At 34.2% G+C, this 16,038-nt stretch carries 16 protein-coding genes; 11 read left to right on the top strand and 5 right to left on the bottom strand.

Annotation, left to right across the window (positions count from 1 at the left end):
• Window positions 1-75: 75 nt before the first annotated feature.
• The 6 genes from AACZ49_RS14875 (at window position 76) to AACZ49_RS14850 (ending at window position 5,709) form a co-directional block, all read left to right on the top strand.
• Complete coding sequence (locus AACZ49_RS14875; RefSeq protein ID WP_339656550.1) at window positions 76-1,491, top strand: MBL fold metallo-hydrolase; 1,416 nt, start codon at window positions 76-78, stop codon at window positions 1,489-1,491.
• A gap of 128 nt (window positions 1,492-1,619) precedes the next feature.
• Complete coding sequence (locus AACZ49_RS14870) at window positions 1,620-3,029, top strand: MBL fold metallo-hydrolase (RefSeq protein ID WP_339656547.1); 1,410 nt, start codon at window positions 1,620-1,622, stop codon at window positions 3,027-3,029.
• Between the two features lie 206 nt (window positions 3,030-3,235).
• A complete protein-coding gene (locus tag AACZ49_RS14865) occupies window positions 3,236-3,898 on the top strand; it encodes a peroxiredoxin (RefSeq protein ID WP_339656544.1) in 663 nt (220 codons plus the stop codon).
• A gap of 85 nt (window positions 3,899-3,983) precedes the next feature.
• Window positions 3,984-4,328, top strand: a complete 345-nt coding sequence (locus tag AACZ49_RS14860) for a rhodanese-like domain-containing protein (protein WP_339656541.1) — start codon at window positions 3,984-3,986, stop codon at window positions 4,326-4,328.
• Window positions 4,329-4,430: 102 nt separating this feature from the next.
• Window positions 4,431-5,426, top strand: coding sequence for a DUF3365 domain-containing protein (locus tag AACZ49_RS14855; protein WP_339656538.1), 996 nt, complete (start codon window positions 4,431-4,433; stop codon window positions 5,424-5,426).
• A gap of 13 nt (window positions 5,427-5,439) precedes the next feature.
• Window positions 5,440-5,709, top strand: a complete 270-nt coding sequence (locus AACZ49_RS14850; RefSeq protein ID WP_339656536.1) for a cation transporter — start codon at window positions 5,440-5,442, stop codon at window positions 5,707-5,709.
• A gap of 36 nt (window positions 5,710-5,745) precedes the next feature.
• On the opposite strand, the gene AACZ49_RS14845 is transcribed toward AACZ49_RS14850, so the two are convergent.
• Entirely contained in the window at window positions 5,746-6,621 is an 876-nt protein-coding gene (locus AACZ49_RS14845; RefSeq protein ID WP_339656533.1) for a sterol desaturase family protein, read from the bottom strand.
• 237 nt (window positions 6,622-6,858) lie between these two features.
• Here AACZ49_RS14845 and AACZ49_RS14840 point away from each other — a divergent pair, with 237 nt between their 5' ends.
• Both AACZ49_RS14840 and AACZ49_RS14835 read left to right on the top strand, forming a co-directional pair.
• A complete protein-coding gene (locus tag AACZ49_RS14840; protein WP_339656530.1) occupies window positions 6,859-7,065 on the top strand; it encodes a DUF2892 domain-containing protein in 207 nt (68 codons plus the stop codon).
• A gap of 144 nt (window positions 7,066-7,209) precedes the next feature.
• Window positions 7,210-8,520 carry an FAD/NAD(P)-binding oxidoreductase gene (locus AACZ49_RS14835; protein WP_339656527.1) on the top strand — a complete coding sequence of 437 codons (1,311 nt, stop codon included), beginning with the start codon at window positions 7,210-7,212 and terminating at the stop codon, window positions 8,518-8,520.
• A gap of 53 nt (window positions 8,521-8,573) precedes the next feature.
• On the opposite strand, the gene AACZ49_RS14830 is transcribed toward AACZ49_RS14835, so the two are convergent.
• Complete coding sequence (locus AACZ49_RS14830) at window positions 8,574-9,911, bottom strand: OprD family outer membrane porin (RefSeq protein ID WP_339656524.1); 1,338 nt, start codon at window positions 9,909-9,911, stop codon at window positions 8,574-8,576.
• A 4-nt stretch (window positions 9,912-9,915) separates the two neighbouring features.
• Entirely contained in the window at window positions 9,916-10,953 is a 1,038-nt protein-coding gene (locus tag AACZ49_RS14825; protein WP_339656521.1) for a c-type cytochrome, read from the bottom strand.
• 206 nt (window positions 10,954-11,159) lie between these two features.
• Between AACZ49_RS14825 and AACZ49_RS14820 the strand changes: the two genes are divergently transcribed.
• Both AACZ49_RS14820 and AACZ49_RS14815 read left to right on the top strand, forming a co-directional pair.
• Window positions 11,160-11,687, top strand: a complete 528-nt coding sequence (locus AACZ49_RS14820; protein ID WP_339656518.1) for a DsrE family protein — start codon at window positions 11,160-11,162, stop codon at window positions 11,685-11,687.
• Between the two features lie 11 nt (window positions 11,688-11,698).
• Window positions 11,699-12,304 carry a class I SAM-dependent methyltransferase gene (locus tag AACZ49_RS14815; protein ID WP_339656515.1) on the top strand — a complete coding sequence of 202 codons (606 nt, stop codon included), beginning with the start codon at window positions 11,699-11,701 and terminating at the stop codon, window positions 12,302-12,304.
• A 22-nt stretch (window positions 12,305-12,326) separates the two neighbouring features.
• On the opposite strand, the gene AACZ49_RS14810 is transcribed toward AACZ49_RS14815, so the two are convergent.
• Window positions 12,327-14,627, bottom strand: coding sequence for a TonB-dependent receptor (locus AACZ49_RS14810; protein WP_339656512.1), 2,301 nt, complete (start codon window positions 14,625-14,627; stop codon window positions 12,327-12,329).
• A gap of 85 nt (window positions 14,628-14,712) precedes the next feature.
• The gene (locus AACZ49_RS14805; protein WP_339656509.1) at window positions 14,713-15,090 is read right to left on the bottom strand and encodes a hypothetical protein; all 378 of its coding nucleotides are present in this window, start codon (window positions 15,088-15,090) and stop codon (window positions 14,713-14,715) included.
• Window positions 15,091-15,337: 247 nt separating this feature from the next.
• Here AACZ49_RS14805 and AACZ49_RS14800 point away from each other — a divergent pair, with 247 nt between their 5' ends.
• The gene (locus AACZ49_RS14800) at window positions 15,338-15,817 is read left to right on the top strand and encodes a DNA starvation/stationary phase protection protein (RefSeq protein ID WP_339656506.1); all 480 of its coding nucleotides are present in this window, start codon (window positions 15,338-15,340) and stop codon (window positions 15,815-15,817) included.
• The last annotated feature ends 221 nt before the right edge of the window (window positions 15,818-16,038 follow it).

The raw sequence follows: 16,038 nt of genomic DNA, 5'->3' as shown, positions 1-16,038 counted from the left end.
CTTATGTGACAAAAGTCACTGTACAGCCCTTATATAACTAGTAATTTTAGATTATAAATCAAATCATTTATAATCATGAAAGTAGAACAAATATATACAGGATGCTTGGCCCATGCCGCTTATTATATTGAAAGTAACGGAGTCGCAGCGGTGTTTGACCCATTACGTGAGGTTCAACCTTATTTAGACCGCGCCAAGAAGGACAATGCTAAAATTAAATATGTTTTTGAAACGCATTTTCATGCCGACTTTGTTAGCGGTCATTTAGATTTACAAAAAAAGGCCGGTGCAGAAATAGTTTTCGGTCCTGGTGCAAAACCAGCCTATGAGGCAACCACAGCAAAGGATAATCAAATTTTTGAAGTTGGTGATTACAAAATAAAAGTAATTCATACCCCAGGTCATACTATGGAAAGTACAACCTATCTTTTAATAGATGAAAAAGGTAATGAACATGGTATTATCACCGGTGACACTTTGTTTATAGGCGATGTAGGAAGACCAGATTTGGCACAACATGTTGTAGCTGATTTAACCGAAGAAAAATTGGCTGGTTATTTATTCGATTCCCTTAGAAATAGAATAATGCCTTTAAGTGATGATTTAATAATTTACCCTAATCATGGTGCGGGTTCTGCTTGTGGTAAAATGATGAGTAAAGAAACTACGGATACCTTAGGGCATCAAAAAAAGGTGAATTATGCCTTACGCCCAGACATGACCAAAGAAGAATTCATCAAAGAATTGTTGACAGGACTTACAACACCCCCTGGGTATTTTCCTAAAAATGTTCTTATGAACATTAAAGGATATGAAAGTTTAGATAAAATTATGGATAGGGCAACCACACCATATTCTCCCGAAGCTTTTGAGGCTGTTGCCAATGAAACAGGTGCATTAGTATTGGATACCAGGGATGCCGAAGACTTTGCAAAAGGTTTTATTCCTAATAGTATCAATATTGGTCTTGATGGTAGTTTTGCCCAATGGGTAGGTGAAATGATTCCTGATATTAAACAAGAAATACTTTTAGTTACTTATAATAACAAGGAAAAAGAAGCTATTACAAGATTATCGCGAGTAGGTTATGATAATACGGTAGGTTTTATAAAAGGAGGATTTGATGCATGGAAAAAATCTGGAAAAGATGTTGAGGTTTCCAATAGAATTGATAGTTCAGAATTAGAAACTCTTTATAAGAATAAGAAACCATTAATAATTGATGTAAGAAAAAAGAGTGAGTTCGATTCAGAACATGTTATCGGGGCAATCAATGTTCCCTTAAATGAAATCAATCAACATTTAGCTCAATTTCCAAAAGACAAGCCATTTGTTTTACATTGTGCAGGTGGTTATCGAAGTATGATTGCCGCTTCTATCCTAAAACAAAGAGGATGGCAAGACTTCACAGATGTTAGAGGTGGCTTCGACGCCATTTCGAAAACATCGATTCCTAAATCGGAATATGTTTGCCCTTCTACCCTATTATAGCCTTTTAAAATAGTGAAATTAAGCCTCATTTTAGATGGGGCTTTTTTATGACAGAACAAATGTAACCTAAGTTACTGTACTACCCAATTTCTTAGTTTAATTTTGACCATAATATTAAATGTGAACTTATGAAGGTAGAACAAATATATACCGGATGTCTTGCACAAGGTGCATATTACATTGAAAGTAATGGAGAGGTAGCAATTATTGATCCCTTACGAGAAGTGCAACCTTACATAAAGAAAGCAACATCTGATAATGCTAAAATCAAATATATTTTTGAAACCCATTTTCATGCCGATTTTGTGAGTGGTCATGTAACCTTGGCCAAAGAAACCGGAGCAGATATAATATACGGACCAAAAGCGAATCCATCTTTTGATGCTATCATTGCAAAGGATAACCAAGAATTTAAATTAGGTGATGTAACCATAATCGCACTGCACACTCCTGGTCACACAATGGAAAGTACTACGTACCTCTTAAAAGATGAAAAAGGTAAAGATTATGCCATTTTTAGTGGCGACACTTTGTTTCTTGGAGATGTGGGCAGACCAGATTTAGCTCAAAAAATGGGTGAATTGACCGAACGTGACCTTGCAGGTTTTCTATATGATAGTTTACGTGAAAAGATAATGCCCTTAGCAGATAATGTAATAGTGTATCCGGCACATGGTGCTGGTTCTGCTTGTGGTAAAAATATGATGAAGGTAACGGTAGATACGTTGGGTAACCAAAAGAAAATGAATTACGCGTTACGTAAAGACATGACCAAAGAGGAATTTATAGATGAGGTAATTGATGGTCTACTTCCACCACCTCAATATTTTCCGTTGAACGTAAAAATGAACAAAGAGGGGTACGAAGATATCAAAACGGTATTGGAGCGTGGTACAAGAGCACTTTCCCCAAAGTCTTTTGAAGCCGCGGCAAATGAAACGGGGGCCATTGTATTAGATGTGCGCCCTCAAGATGATTTTGCCAAAGGTCATATACCACGCTCTATATTTATTGGGCTTGACGGCAGTTTTGCTCCTTGGGTAGGCGCCTTGATCGCAGACATAAAACAACCCATTTTATTAGTTGCCCCAGTAGGATTAGAAGAGGAAGCTGTAACCCGACTTTCTAGAGTTGGTTTCGATGGTACCTTGGGATATTTAGAAGGCGGGTTTGATGCATGGAAGAAGGCTGTAATGGAATATGACACCGTAAGTCAAGTTGATGCAGATACACTTAAAAAAGTTATAGATACCAAAAAAGAACCTGTGTTCGATGTGCGAAAGGAATCTGAATATCTTTCCGAACATATATTAGGAGCTAACAATACACCCTTAGATTTTCTAAATGACCACTTAACAGAATTTCCTGAAAATAAAATATTTTATGTACACTGTGCTGGTGGTTATAGAAGTATGATCGCGTCTTCCATTTTAAAAAGTAGAGGAATACATAACCTTATTGATGTAAAGGGAGGATTTAAGGCTATGCAAGAAGCAGGTATACCTGTATCTGAATTTGTTTGCCCAACAACGTTATAAATAAAATATCAAATAGACATTTTAGTCATTTAAAAACAAAACTTGATTTAGTTTTTGAATCTACCTAACGGCAGATTGGTTGATGTAAAGAGGAATATTTTTCTGTAAAATATTCCTCTTTTTTTAATGCTTTTTTTAACCATATGTAACTAGAGTTACTGTAGCTATTGTACTGTAACAGTACCTTTAATTAAAATTAAAAGAACATGGAAACTATAAATAATATTGAAGTGAACAGTATGCCAAGAATTGGAGATATTGCTCCAGATTTTGAAGCTGTAACCACAAAAGGAAAAATTAAATTATCAGATTTCGCTAAGGAAAAATGGATAGTAATGTTCTCGCATCCAGCAGATTTTACTCCGGTATGTACTACTGAAATGAGCGGATTTGCAGTTCGTAAACCAGAATTCGATGCACTTAATACAGAACTACTGGGTCTTAGCATAGATAGTGTTCACGCTCACTTAGGTTGGGTTCAAAATGTTCGCCAGAATACTGGGGTATATTTCGATTTTCCTATCATAGCAGATTTAGATATGAAAGTCTCAAAGAAATACGGAATGTTACAGCCTAATGAAAGTGAAACTGCAGCTGTACGTGCCGTATTCTTTATCGATCCTAAGAAAAAAATACGTCTAATTATGTATTACCCGTTAAATGTAGGGCGTAATATGAATGAGATCTTAAGAGCCTTAGAAGCCTTACAAACTTCTGACAAATATAAAGTAGCAATGCCTTTAGATTGGAAAAAGGGAGATAAAGTAATTGTTTCTCCGCCTAAAACTTTAGACGAACTAAATGCTCGAATTGCCGATGACACCTTAGAAAAGGTTGACTGGTATCTTGCTAAGAAAAGTCTTAATTAATTTTTTTGGTTGATTGGTTCAGGAAACGGTCTTGAAAATGGCCGTTTCCTTTTAGTATTGAATATTAATTTTAAACAGAATAATTATGTCATTTTTAGAAGCCATTTTTGGTAAAAAAAAAGAAACTTTAGGCCAGATTACTATTTTGAATAAAAACGAGTATGCATCGGCCATTATTACAAACAAGGAAAAACCCATTGACGTTAGAACAGCATCGGAATTTAATAGCGGCCATATTAAAAATGCTATAAATATTGATCTTTTTAATCCTAACAATTTTAAAAATTATTTTGAAAAGTTAGATAGAAATAAGGCCATTTATGTGTATTGCCGATCAGGAGCTAGAAGCCAAAAAGCTGCACGAAAATTATTAAACATGGGTTTTCTTGAAGTGTATGATTTAAAAGGAGGGTATTCGTCCTGGAATTAATCATCGTAATACTTTTATGTACTAACAAATAAAAATTAAGAATACATTCTTTCAAAAATTTGGTAATTAGTATAAGTGGAAATCTATAAACTATTTAATTATATGAAAAATGCAATACTAATTTTATCAGTCATTTTAATGGTTAGTTGTAAAGATTCACCCAGTAGTAAATTTAAAGTGCTCGCTGAAAATGAGAGTGACCCTAAAACTCAAGAGACTGCCAATGAAGGTAAAAGACTTTTAGAGGCTAAATGCTATGTATGTCATAATCCTAAATCGGATGAAAATAATGTATTGGCACCGCCCATGGCCGCTATAAAAGCTCGATATAGCAAAGATCATTCTACGAAGAAGTCTTTCTCAGATGCAATATGGAACTTTGTAGAAAAGCCTACCAATGAAAAGGTTAAAATGAAGGGAGCTCTTAATCGTTTTGGTTTAATGCCATTTCAATCATTTGACGAAAAGGAGATACGTAAAATTTCAGATTATATATTCGATTACCAAATTGAAGAACCTGAATGGTTCAAACAGCATTGGGAACAAAATCACGGAGATAAAAACTATCATCAAAAAGGTAAAAGAATGAATGGCAGTTTTAATATGGGTGAACAAAACCTAATGGAAAGAGGTATGACATATGCTCAGAGCACCCAGAAAGTTTTAGGAGAAAATCTAATGTTAAGGCTACAGAAAAATGGTATCGAAGACGCAGTGGTATTTTGCAATGAAAGAGCTTATCCATTAACCGATAGCATGGCAATTTTTCATAATGCAAAAATTAGAAGGGTAACCGATAAACCTAGAAACCTTGAAAACCAAGCTAATGAGAAAGAGCTTGAGTATATAGAATTTTTTAAATCAAAAGTTAAAAATAAAGAGACCTATAAGCCTATTCTAACTACTGAAAATGGCACGACACATTTTTATTCCCCTATTATTACGAATACTATGTGCCTAAATTGCCATGGAACACCAATAACAAATATAGACCCAAAGGTATCTCTTCTTTTAAGTACTAAATACCCATACGACAAAGCTGTTGGCTATACCGAAAATGAAGTAAGAGGTATTTGGAGTATAACTTTCAATGACTAAAAATATGCAAAATATGACATCAGTAATTCCAATTCAAAATCTAAAGTGTGGTGGCTGTGCCAAAACGATTATTTCTAAATTAGAAGAAATACTTACGATAACTAATGTAAGTGTATCGGTAGAATCATCATCAGTTAAATTTGATGTATCAAATCAAGAAGATATTACTACCGTAAAAAATAAATTAAAGTCAATTGGGTATCCGAGTATTGATCAAGACAATTCAATTTTATCAAAAGCAAAATCATTTGTAAGCTGCGCTTCGGGAAAATTATCTAATTGAAATCTATTGCTTAGCCAAAAAAGAAGTGGATAATCGTCACTTCTTTTTAGGCTTAAACCCATGTAGCATTTGCCCAAAGAAGTCTTTCGGTAAATTCTCATCACCTGGGTACCCCAACTTAACATCTCCACTATCTTCAGGAATGTAATTGGTCTTAAAAATATAATCCCATATACTTAAACTGATTCCAAAATTTACTCCGTAAGTACCTTTGGGTAAAACATAAGCATGGTGGTATAAATGCATAACAGGATTGTTTAATAGATACTTTAAAGGTCCCCAAGTAATTTTAATGTTAGAGTGGTTAAAATGTCCAATGGCAATTGCAGCAAAATGAACGATATACGCTTGTTCTGGCTCAAAACCGCCAATAATCATAACGCCAAATGTCTTTAAGGGTTTATAGAAAATATTTTCCATCCAGTGGTAACGTAGGTGCGCTGCAAACCCCATTTCCTTAACACTGTGGTGTACTTTGTGAAAATTCCATAGAAATGTATACTTATGTAGTAAAATATGGGTAAACCACTGTACAAAATCCAAAAGAACAAAAAACAACAGTAATTGCCCCCACATTGGCCATTGAGATATATTTATAAGCGCCAAACTACTTGCTGTAATGCCCAAATCGGTAAAGAAAACATTTAGCATTTTATAAATACCACTTATTGCTATAGAAAACAAAAAGAAATTGAAGAACATGTAAAAACCATCTAACCAAAAATCTTTTCTAAAAAAACCCTGCTCCTTTCTCCAAGGAAAAACGATTTCTAAAATCCAAACTAGCAAGGAAATAAAGATTAAACCCCAAAAATAATTGAGATACCAAGGCACCTTAAATATGATGGATTTTAAAGTCCAATTAAACGTTCCTAATATAGCGTTTAAAAATACATCTAAATATGCCTCCATTCGTATTATGATTTATGTAAATATACTTTTTAAAAAATGGCAAATCTGTAACTTTTGTTACATATTCTACATTCATAATCTCTTGTTTTAAACATGACAAATGTCATACCCTAACTTACAGGTTAATATTACTTTGCATAATAATTTTAACATGAACTATAGCGCTAACCATTTTATCTATAATAAACAATCATCATTACAATCTGCGCTTTAGCACTTAAATTAAATATCATTATCATGAAAAAAAACATGGGAAGTACAGACCGATTTATTAGAATCTTTATAGCCGTAGCTCTTTTAACTACATTTTATACAGATACCGTTACCGGAACCTTAGGCTATGTAATGGCAGCTATAGCAGGTGTTTTAATACTAACAACCTTTATAAGTTTTTGCCCACTTTATACCTTGTTCGGAATAAACACTTGTAAAATAAAAAAATAGCAACTTAATACATTCAACTTTTAATAACCTAATTGTATAATATACTTTTAGGTTTTATACTATTTTTATCGCTATGTAACTTTTGTTACATATTTAGTACCTCTTAACTATTATATTTATTAAATTACAAAACATAGTTTAAAAATGAGTTCACATCATCAGGTACTAGTTATTGGAGGTGGTACTGCGGGTATTATGGTAGCAGCCCAACTTCTAACACAAAAAAAAGCAAAAGACGTTGCAATTATTGAACCAGCAGACACCCATTATTACCAACCTGCATGGACTTTAGTAGGTGCCGGTACGTATGATTTTGAAAAAACTGCCAGACCAATGTCATCCGTAATACCTAAAAATGCTACATGGATAAAAGATAAAGCTACAGGTTTTGACCCCGACAACAATATTGTTTATACCGCATCTACAGGAGATATCACATACGATTATTTAGTTGTTGCACCAGGTTTGGCATATGATTTTAGTTTAGTACCTGGATTGGGCGAAGCTATGGATAAAGGTGTTGTGTGTAGTAATTATACAGACCCAAAACATACTTGGGATGTTATCAAAAATTTCAAAGGAGGAACTGCATTATTTACACAACCTACAACGCCAATTAAGTGTGGCGGAGCACCACAAAAAATAATGTATTTAGCAGAAAGCCATTTTAGAAAAAGTGGTGTTCGTAAAAAAACCGATGTTATTTTTGCCACTGGAGGTACTGTTATTTTTGGTGTAAAAGAAGTTGCCAAAACTTTAATGGAGGTTGTTGACAGAAAAGATATCAACCTAAGATTTCATCATAAATTAGTAGCCGTAGATGGTGATAAACAAATTGCATGGTATGAAATGGGTCAAGAAATTACAGCTGGTGGTTGTGTTGTAATTTCTAGTGATAAAGTAGATGATTTAAAACTAGACGAAAAGTTTCAGTATAATTATAAAGATGTTAAGGTAACATTAGAAGGTAACCGCTATGGTATCCATTACGATATGTTACATACCGCACCACCATCAGTAGCTCCTAAATTTGTAAAAGAATCTACTTTGGTAAACCAGGCGGGCTGGTTAGATGTAAACCATCAAACTATGCAACACAATAAGTATCCAAATATTTTTGGCTTAGGAGATGTATCCGCATTGCCAACAGCCAAAACAGGAGCTGCCATACGTAAGCAAGCACCTATCGTAGTTGATAACCTAGACAGATTAATGAACACCAAAAAAATGGGGACTCAATCGTATAATGGTTATTCCTCGTGTCCTTTGGTTACCGATTACGGTAAAATGGTTTTGGCAGAATTTGATTATGACAATAATTTTACGCCAGATCCTAAACTGAAACAAATGTTCATTGGCGATTCTTCTAAAGAACATTGGAGATTGTGGATGCTCAAAAAATATGGCCTTCCTTATTTGTATTGGAATAAGATGATGAAAGGTAAAGATGTCTAACTTGCTACCAATAAAAAATCCCCATTTCCATGGGGATTTTTTATTTAATCTTTTTAAAAGTTATAATTAAGTATTACGTCTACATGAAATAAATCTACTTTATTAAAATAGAAATTTGGATTATCTGGAATATCGCCATTACCTAATTTCGAGGTAAGCAAAAGCTCTGGTTTTAGACGTTTTAATTTTTTAAAATTAAAAAATACATCTAAGTTAATATGCGTATAATCTGGCATGGCGTATTTATTTAGTGAAGCATCGGTTACTTCTGGTTTCCAATGCTTACCAATACTAAGAATTGAAGTTAGATTTAGATTCTCTTTCAATACATCAAACTCATTTTTATAGTTCAAAACCAAAGCATGATTATCTGCCACGCCTTCGGTTCGTTCTCGTTTTTGAAAACTAAATAAGTCTTCCCTACCCCATTCGCGTGGCGACAAAAATTGACCTTGCGGCATTATTCTATCATAAGCTAAAATCACTAACCCACCTTTGCTTTTAAAAGATATTTTCAATCCTAAAATATCTGCTGAATTTTGATGGAAATAACGAAGGGAATCTATACCATTACCACCATCACCCAACCTATTCTGGTGCAACCACTCCCCTTCTAATTGTACAGATTCGGATATTTTTAAGGAAGGTTTAACATAGAAGGAATTGAAAATATTTTCTACATACTGATTCCATACCTTAATACTCGATTTTTCAGTTAACTTAAAATCGGCATTCGCCATTACAATATAATCCGAATCGGTATTGTTGGCATATTGGGAAGCATTACCATATATATTTCTACCCACGGGATATGTACCTATACTTTCACCGATACCGTAAAACTTGCCTGTAGACCTTGGCGCTATTTCATTTAAGATTCCTAATTGAACAACTGTCTTTTGTCTTTTGAAGTTATACCAAAACCCTTGAACTAAAGTCGGTATCATTCTACCGTCTTCAGGATTTATTAGCGGTGTATTTATTTTCATTCGTCCAAGCGTAAATGAATGCTGAGCCAATTGATATTTCGCGTACAATTCACCTAATAAAAAAACAGCATCATTCTCTAGGTCTAATCTATCAAACAATCCTTCTTCATACCTACTCAACCTACCTGTTGTACTATCAGGAACGGTTAAATCTTGTAATCCTAAATTGGTGGAATTATATACAGCTGCTCCTAATTCTAAGTTTTCGAGCAGAGTATATTGATATTTTAATTTACCCCCAGTTGCCAAGGCATTGAAATCTTTTAGGCCATCTTTATTAGATGTCATCATGCCATACGTGCGCCATTGACCAGAAAGTGTTCCTTTTTTCTTTACATCGATAGAATCTTGTGAAACAGAAAATAAGGGCAGAATAATAAATAGTATATATACTAATCGCATGCGCTTATTTCGTTTTGGTAATACCGTATTCCTTTTTGTAGTATTCCATGATTGGAGGAAAAGGACCATATTTGTGTTGCTCAGGTGAAAAATCATCGGACCACGGACCATAAGGTGTTGAAACTGGTTTTAGTTTTTTATCGGGATAATCGTTCTCTGAATTCAACTTGTGAGGTCTTGAAAAACTGTTGATATAACCCGCTACATTATACGCTTCTTCGTCGGTCAATTTAGGATTGTCCCAAGTTGCCTGTAAATAAGGCATATTACTTTTTATAAACTCTGCTGCAGTTATTACCCGATGCATGCCTGCTCCATCATTAAAACTATCGGCTCCCCATAATGGTGGATATGTATAACTTTTCCCGTCTACGGCATTGATCACTCCTTCTCCATTTTCCCCGTGGCAGATTACACATTCTTTCTTATAGACCTTTTCACCTTTTTCTAAATTGACCGCTACATCAGGAATCTTAATTTTAGGGTAGCCTTTAAACTCTGCCTTTCGGTTTTCTGGCAAACCCTCACTTAGCCAGTCCATATAGGTCACAATTGCCTGCATCTTGTCAGAATAGGTAGGAAGCATTTTACCATTCATGCTACGTTCCATACAGCCATTAATTCTGTCTTCAATAGTGCCTACTTTATTACCACGACCACCAAATTGAGGAAACCTTTCTAAAACACCGACCCAAGAACCAGAACCTGCTTGAGTCCCTTTCTGCAAGTGACAATTGGCACAAGCCAAATTATTTCCGCTATATCGGTTTTCAGGATTCTCGGCTTGCGGGCCCATAAACTTAGAAGTCTCTGCAATTAGGAAATACCCTTTTTTAACCTCCCCTGGCATATTTACTATTTCAGATAACACATCTTTAGGTTTCCAAATAGGTATAGGCGTTATTTCTTCATTTACAATTGGGACAAAAGTTTCATGTTTTGGTTCATACCTCAACAGCAAAATAAAGACTAGACCCACCAAGACAAACACCACTGAAAATAGCTTAAAAAGTTGTTTCGCCAATGTTCGTAATTCTTCCATGCTTGTTCTACTACTACCGTTTAGAAATTTTGTACCACTAAATTAGGTAACCAATCTAGAAATTCAATTTAATAATGTCAGTAACATAGGTTACAATTGCGTTAAATAACCTTACTTACTTTTATTACTTTAAAAATTAACGGACATTAGTAGCAAACATCACATATTTCATAACCAAACAACAGTTATTTAAATTCAACGAACACATGAAAAAAGCACTATTAATCGTAATTGTAATAATGACAACACATCTTACCACTGCCCAAGAATGGACAACACCGATTATTGATGGATATGGAAAAATAAAGGAGTTCAAAGAAGTAGCCACACAACCAGACAAAAATTTGACATATAATCTTGTTTTTGATGTAAAAGATGATCGTGAAATGGATGGTGTAAATATTGGCCTTTGGAAAATAGCTCGAGTAATTAATATGCTAGGCACTGGTGGAATTCCGCAAGACAAAGTACACATTGTCGCTGCTATACACGGTGGTGCTACATTTGCTTCTTTAAATGATGCTAAATATCAAGAAAAATACGAGAAAGCCAACCCTAATGCCGAGTTATTGAAACTCTTAAAAGAGTATGGAGTTGAGTTATATGTTTGTGCCCAGGCCACTGCTGCAAGAGGAATCACTAAAGAAGATTTAGATCCAAATACAGAATTAGCTCTTTCTGCGATGATGGTGCTTACCAATTATCAATTAAAAGGTTATGCACTATTACCTTAAAAGCTATTAAGGTGAAAGACTTTTGGAATAATCGATACGATGAAGAAGCCTACGCATATGGGTTATCTCCCAATATCTTTTTCAAAGAGCAATTAGACCTATTGTCAATAGGTTCTATATTACTACCTGCCGAAGGTGAGGGTAGAAATGCCTTATATGCCCTAAACAGAGGTTGGGAGGTGACAGCATTTGATTTTAGTGAATCGGCCATGAGAAAGGCAAAAATATTAGCTAAAAGCCATGGATTGCATCTCGATTACCAAGTGGTAGACGTATTAAACTTTGATACAGATAAAAGGTTTGATGTACTTGGATTAAGTTACACACATTTTCCGAGTTCAATGAGAGCTAAGGCGAATAAAAATCTACTCCATTTTGTAAAACCGAACGGTAAGGTGATTTTTGAAGCATTCTCAAAAGAACAGTTGGGAAAAACCTCTGGTGGGCCTAAAAATGAAGAAATGCTTTTCTCTATCGAAGAAATAAAAAACGAATTCAAAGGACTTGAATTCCAAATTCTTGAGAAAAAAACGATACAACTTAACGAGGGTATTTATCATATCGGGGAAGCCTCGGTTATTCGTTTTTTAGGAAATAAATATAATGGAGGCCTTTAGTAGCCCCCATTATATTTATATTTTAAAACTTAAATTGGGCAAAAGCTGTTACATTTCTGCCAGGATCATTAATGGGCACCGTTCTAAATTCTGCCTGATTATTGAAAGAAAAGTTTAAATGATTGTTATACGTTTTATCAAAGACATTTAACATGGCAACACCTAACGTCACATTTTTTAGAGGTACTATGCCCAAACGAAGATCCAAAACTTCATAGCCTGGGGTACTCTGTTCACCAAATGAGATTGCAATATCATCTTGTTTGGAGGTAATCGTATAATTTGCATTTACCCAAAATTTCTCCTTTTCAAATTGAAGTTTAAACCGAGTAGTAAGCGGCGGTACTAAAGGCAAAGACTCATGTAAATCCTTATTTTTTGCATATACATAGGCTAATGCAGTTGTGAAATTAAAATGATTCCAAAAATCAATTCCTCCACTGAGTTCAAAACCTGTTTTATAAGCACCATCTAAATTGCGAAACACTTTGGGGTTAACTGGTGCAAGCATAGGCATATATTTTCTAGTTTGTGTCTCGTCAATTACAGCTACTATATAATTCTCATATAAAGAATAGTAAATGGAGCTACTATAATTGAACCTATCTGTATTCGCATTAGACAATGGTAAACTTCCCTTTAATCCAATTTCAAATTGATTGTTAACCTCGGCATCTAAATTTGGATTACCAATATATTCATAAGCATCTTGCCCAACAGTGAAATGATTTATTACGCGTTCTATCATATTGGCAGAACGAACTCCCCTACCATAGGCAACCTCCATAATAAATTGATTGGATAGCGCATATTTTATAGATGCGGTTCCACTAATATTATGTTCTGTTCGCTTATCTAAATTTGGATATAACGCTTCAAAATCTTCTGCTGGGTCTTTTATTTCAGATGTAACGTTGTCATATCGTACCCCTACTGTAGCCATTGTTTTTGAAGTTAACGGATATTTGCTTTCTACAAACACTCCTAAATCGTTGATATAAGAATCTTGCCAAACCTTATCTATAAACTGAACTGGTGCAGCCAATACTACTCCCATAGCATTTCTTTTAACCAACCTGGAGCGATTTCCATCCCTGGCAATAGCTAAAAAATCAACACCTGTGTAAAGTGCCATTTTTTCATTAGGCTTTAATTTCAATTCTAACTTACCACCCGCTGTGGTAGCATCTATTTCAGACAATGCGTCAGTCATCATAAAACTTGGGCGTTCTTTATTACTCATGATATGGTCGACATAACTGTAATAGATTTTTGCATCTATATTTTCAACCAAACCGGTTAAGCCTTTAAATTTATAATCTAAAGAAAGAATACTACTGTTATCCTCCTCGGTATCCATGGGTAAACCTGCATGTAAAACATCGCGACCATACGATTGTCTCCAATGCGCTTGTAGACGTTGGTTTTCATTAAAATTGACACCAGTTTTAATTCCATAATCCAAGCTTCTAAAAGAGGAAGGAATCTCTACGCCATCACCATCCTTATAATTTCCAAAATCACGAAAACCAACATTACCGACAATATCATACTTCTCTGTGGCTTGCTGTAATCGCGCCATTGATACAATAGAGCTGCCATTACTTTCATACCCTCCATCTATACTACCATGAAGCCCGTAATCTTCGGTTGTAGGTTTTTGGGTTACCATATTAACAATACCGCCAAAAGTAGCACCATAACGTACTGTGTAAGGTCCTTTTATAATTTCAATTTTCTCGATTTCTTCAGGAATAACATGTGTAGTAATGGGATCCATACGATTGGGGCAAGCATTCATAGCCTTGGTACCACCATCGAATTGAATATTCAACTGCTCATATTGTGTAGCCCTAAAACTGGGATCAATAGCATAATTTCCCCTTTTTATCAATGAAAATCCGTTAATATCTTGAAACAAATCGGCTACATTTCTCGGCTGTACTATTTTCTTGACATAATCATTAGTCTCTAAGAAAAGTATAGGGTCTGTTTTCGAATTACCGGTAACCATAACTCCATTTATAATTATAGGAGCCTCTTCCATTAAAAAAATAATGCGTTCATTACTTGTTGATACCTGTTGTTTAAATGTTTTATACCCCATAAAGGAAATAGTCAACGTGGTATTATCTAAGGCTATATTTATTTCGAAATTACCATTAGTATCGGAGTAGGTCGCCAGTCCATTTTCGGTTAGAATGTGAGCACCCGCCAATGGTTCCTTATTTATTTCTGATATAATTTGACCTTTAAAGTTTTGTGCGTTTACAAGGTGCCCCAATAGTAATACTGAGAGCACCCAAAAATATTTTGGGTTCATTTATGAATCTTTTTATGATATATAGAAATACTGCCAAAGCACCATAAATAATGGTATTGGCTAAATTAAATCGTGAAAAAAATTCCTAAAATTGGGGAGGGTGAATTATGCGTTCTGAAAAGTGAAAATCATAAAGAACACTATACTGTAGTTCATTTAATTCTGTTTGGGGCAACTTCAAAAAATCAAAAGAAATTAGTGGAGCTACAAATAATATGGTTTCAGTTTTCAACCAATCTATATTAACCGGTGTTTTCTCATCTTCAGTTTCTTGTAGTAACATTTTTGACAAAGCACATTTACCATCACATTTCATTTCTGGTCGAGCCGTATTTTCACAAAATCTTTCTACAAAATCATCTGTAAACAATGCGTAATAACTCAAAACACTAGCCGTCTTAAGACTACTCGCCAGAGAAATGATCACAAATAAAGTCGATATGGTAAAACCAGACAATCTCATGCGGCAAAATTAATAACCAAAACTGTTTCAAAATGTGACTTTAGTCACATAATGTGAAATATTATAATTTAAATACTTTTTACAAAAGGGTCATTTAAACCATCAGTGATTTGTTAAAAAATGTTAAAAATACCTATATGTAACTTAGGTTACTAGAAATATTTAAACTATAGATTAAATTTATTAAATATTAAACATCAGATAAATATAATCTATTATCAGTATAACTTCTTAAATTATAGAAACCATGACATATACAAGTTTATCAAACATCGGATTAGACAAAAAAAGCTCGAACGACATTGCAAACCATTTAAATGATGTGCTATCTAACTATCAAATGTTCTATATGAATCTAAGAGGTTTTCATTGGAACATTAAAGGAAAGAATTTTTTTGAACTTCATCTTAAATTCGAGGAATTGTACAATGATGCATTAGTTAAGGTCGATGAAATTGCCGAACGTGTATTAACATTAAGCAATACCCCTATACATACTTTTGAAAAGTATATCGAAAATTCTGAAATAAAAGCCATTGAGAATGTGGTTGATGGAGATAATGCTATAGATACTATTTTAGAGAGCTTAAGCATCTTATTGAAAAAAGAAAGAGCAACACTCAAAATTGCTGCCGAGGCCGAAGATGAAGGTACCGTTTCTTTAATGAGCGATTATATTGTACAACAAGAAAAATTAGTCTGGATGCTATCTGCATACAAAGATTAATTTCATATATAAATTCTTAAATCCCTGAAATTTGCTGATACCGTTTTCAGGGATTTCTTTTGATTAAAACATACTTATCCAAATTATTTTTTCCACTAAAATTTAAAATGATTATTGATAAATCACTGTTTGTCTTAAGTAATTAAAACTTATTTTTTGATTTCTTTTAATCTATTTGTAACCGATGTTACCTAGCTAAAAGAAGCATTTTAATAGTTTTG

This window comes from uncultured Maribacter sp., from assembly GCF_963975365.1.
In the GTDB taxonomy this organism is placed as follows: Bacteria; Bacteroidota; Bacteroidia; order Flavobacteriales; family Flavobacteriaceae; genus Maribacter.
The sequence above is the reverse complement of the archived record's forward strand: the minus strand, read 5'-3'. Positions and strand labels throughout refer to the sequence as shown.

What these genes read in the sequence shown, in the direction of transcription:
- AACZ49_RS14870 (WP_339656547.1), top strand. Translation starts at nt 1,620, where the DNA reads ATGAAGGTAGAACAAATATATACCGGATGTCTTGCACAAGGTGCATAT.
- AACZ49_RS14875 (WP_339656550.1), top strand. Translation starts at nt 76, where the DNA reads ATGAAAGTAGAACAAATATATACAGGATGCTTGGCCCATGCCGCTTAT.
- AACZ49_RS14860 (WP_339656541.1), top strand. Translation starts at nt 3,984, where the DNA reads ATGTCATTTTTAGAAGCCATTTTTGGTAAAAAAAAAGAAACTTTAGGC.
- AACZ49_RS14865 (WP_339656544.1), top strand. Translation starts at nt 3,236, where the DNA reads ATGGAAACTATAAATAATATTGAAGTGAACAGTATGCCAAGAATTGGA.
- AACZ49_RS14835 (WP_339656527.1), top strand. Translation starts at nt 7,210, where the DNA reads ATGAGTTCACATCATCAGGTACTAGTTATTGGAGGTGGTACTGCGGGT.
- AACZ49_RS14845 (WP_339656533.1), bottom strand. Translation starts at nt 6,621, where the DNA reads ATGGAGGCATATTTAGATGTATTTTTAAACGCTATATTAGGAACGTTT.
- AACZ49_RS14830 (WP_339656524.1), bottom strand. Translation starts at nt 9,911, where the DNA reads ATGCGATTAGTATATATACTATTTATTATTCTGCCCTTATTTTCTGTT.
- AACZ49_RS14855 (WP_339656538.1), top strand. Translation starts at nt 4,431, where the DNA reads ATGAAAAATGCAATACTAATTTTATCAGTCATTTTAATGGTTAGTTGT.
- AACZ49_RS14810 (WP_339656512.1), bottom strand. Translation starts at nt 14,627, where the DNA reads ATGAACCCAAAATATTTTTGGGTGCTCTCAGTATTACTATTGGGGCAC.
- AACZ49_RS14805 (WP_339656509.1), bottom strand. Translation starts at nt 15,090, where the DNA reads ATGAGATTGTCTGGTTTTACCATATCGACTTTATTTGTGATCATTTCT.
- AACZ49_RS14850 (WP_339656536.1), top strand. Translation starts at nt 5,440, where the DNA reads ATGACATCAGTAATTCCAATTCAAAATCTAAAGTGTGGTGGCTGTGCC.
- AACZ49_RS14800 (WP_339656506.1), top strand. Translation starts at nt 15,338, where the DNA reads ATGACATATACAAGTTTATCAAACATCGGATTAGACAAAAAAAGCTCG.
- AACZ49_RS14825 (WP_339656521.1), bottom strand. Translation starts at nt 10,953, where the DNA reads ATGGAAGAATTACGAACATTGGCGAAACAACTTTTTAAGCTATTTTCA.
- AACZ49_RS14820 (WP_339656518.1), top strand. Translation starts at nt 11,160, where the DNA reads ATGAAAAAAGCACTATTAATCGTAATTGTAATAATGACAACACATCTT.
- AACZ49_RS14840 (WP_339656530.1), top strand. Translation starts at nt 6,859, where the DNA reads ATGAAAAAAAACATGGGAAGTACAGACCGATTTATTAGAATCTTTATA.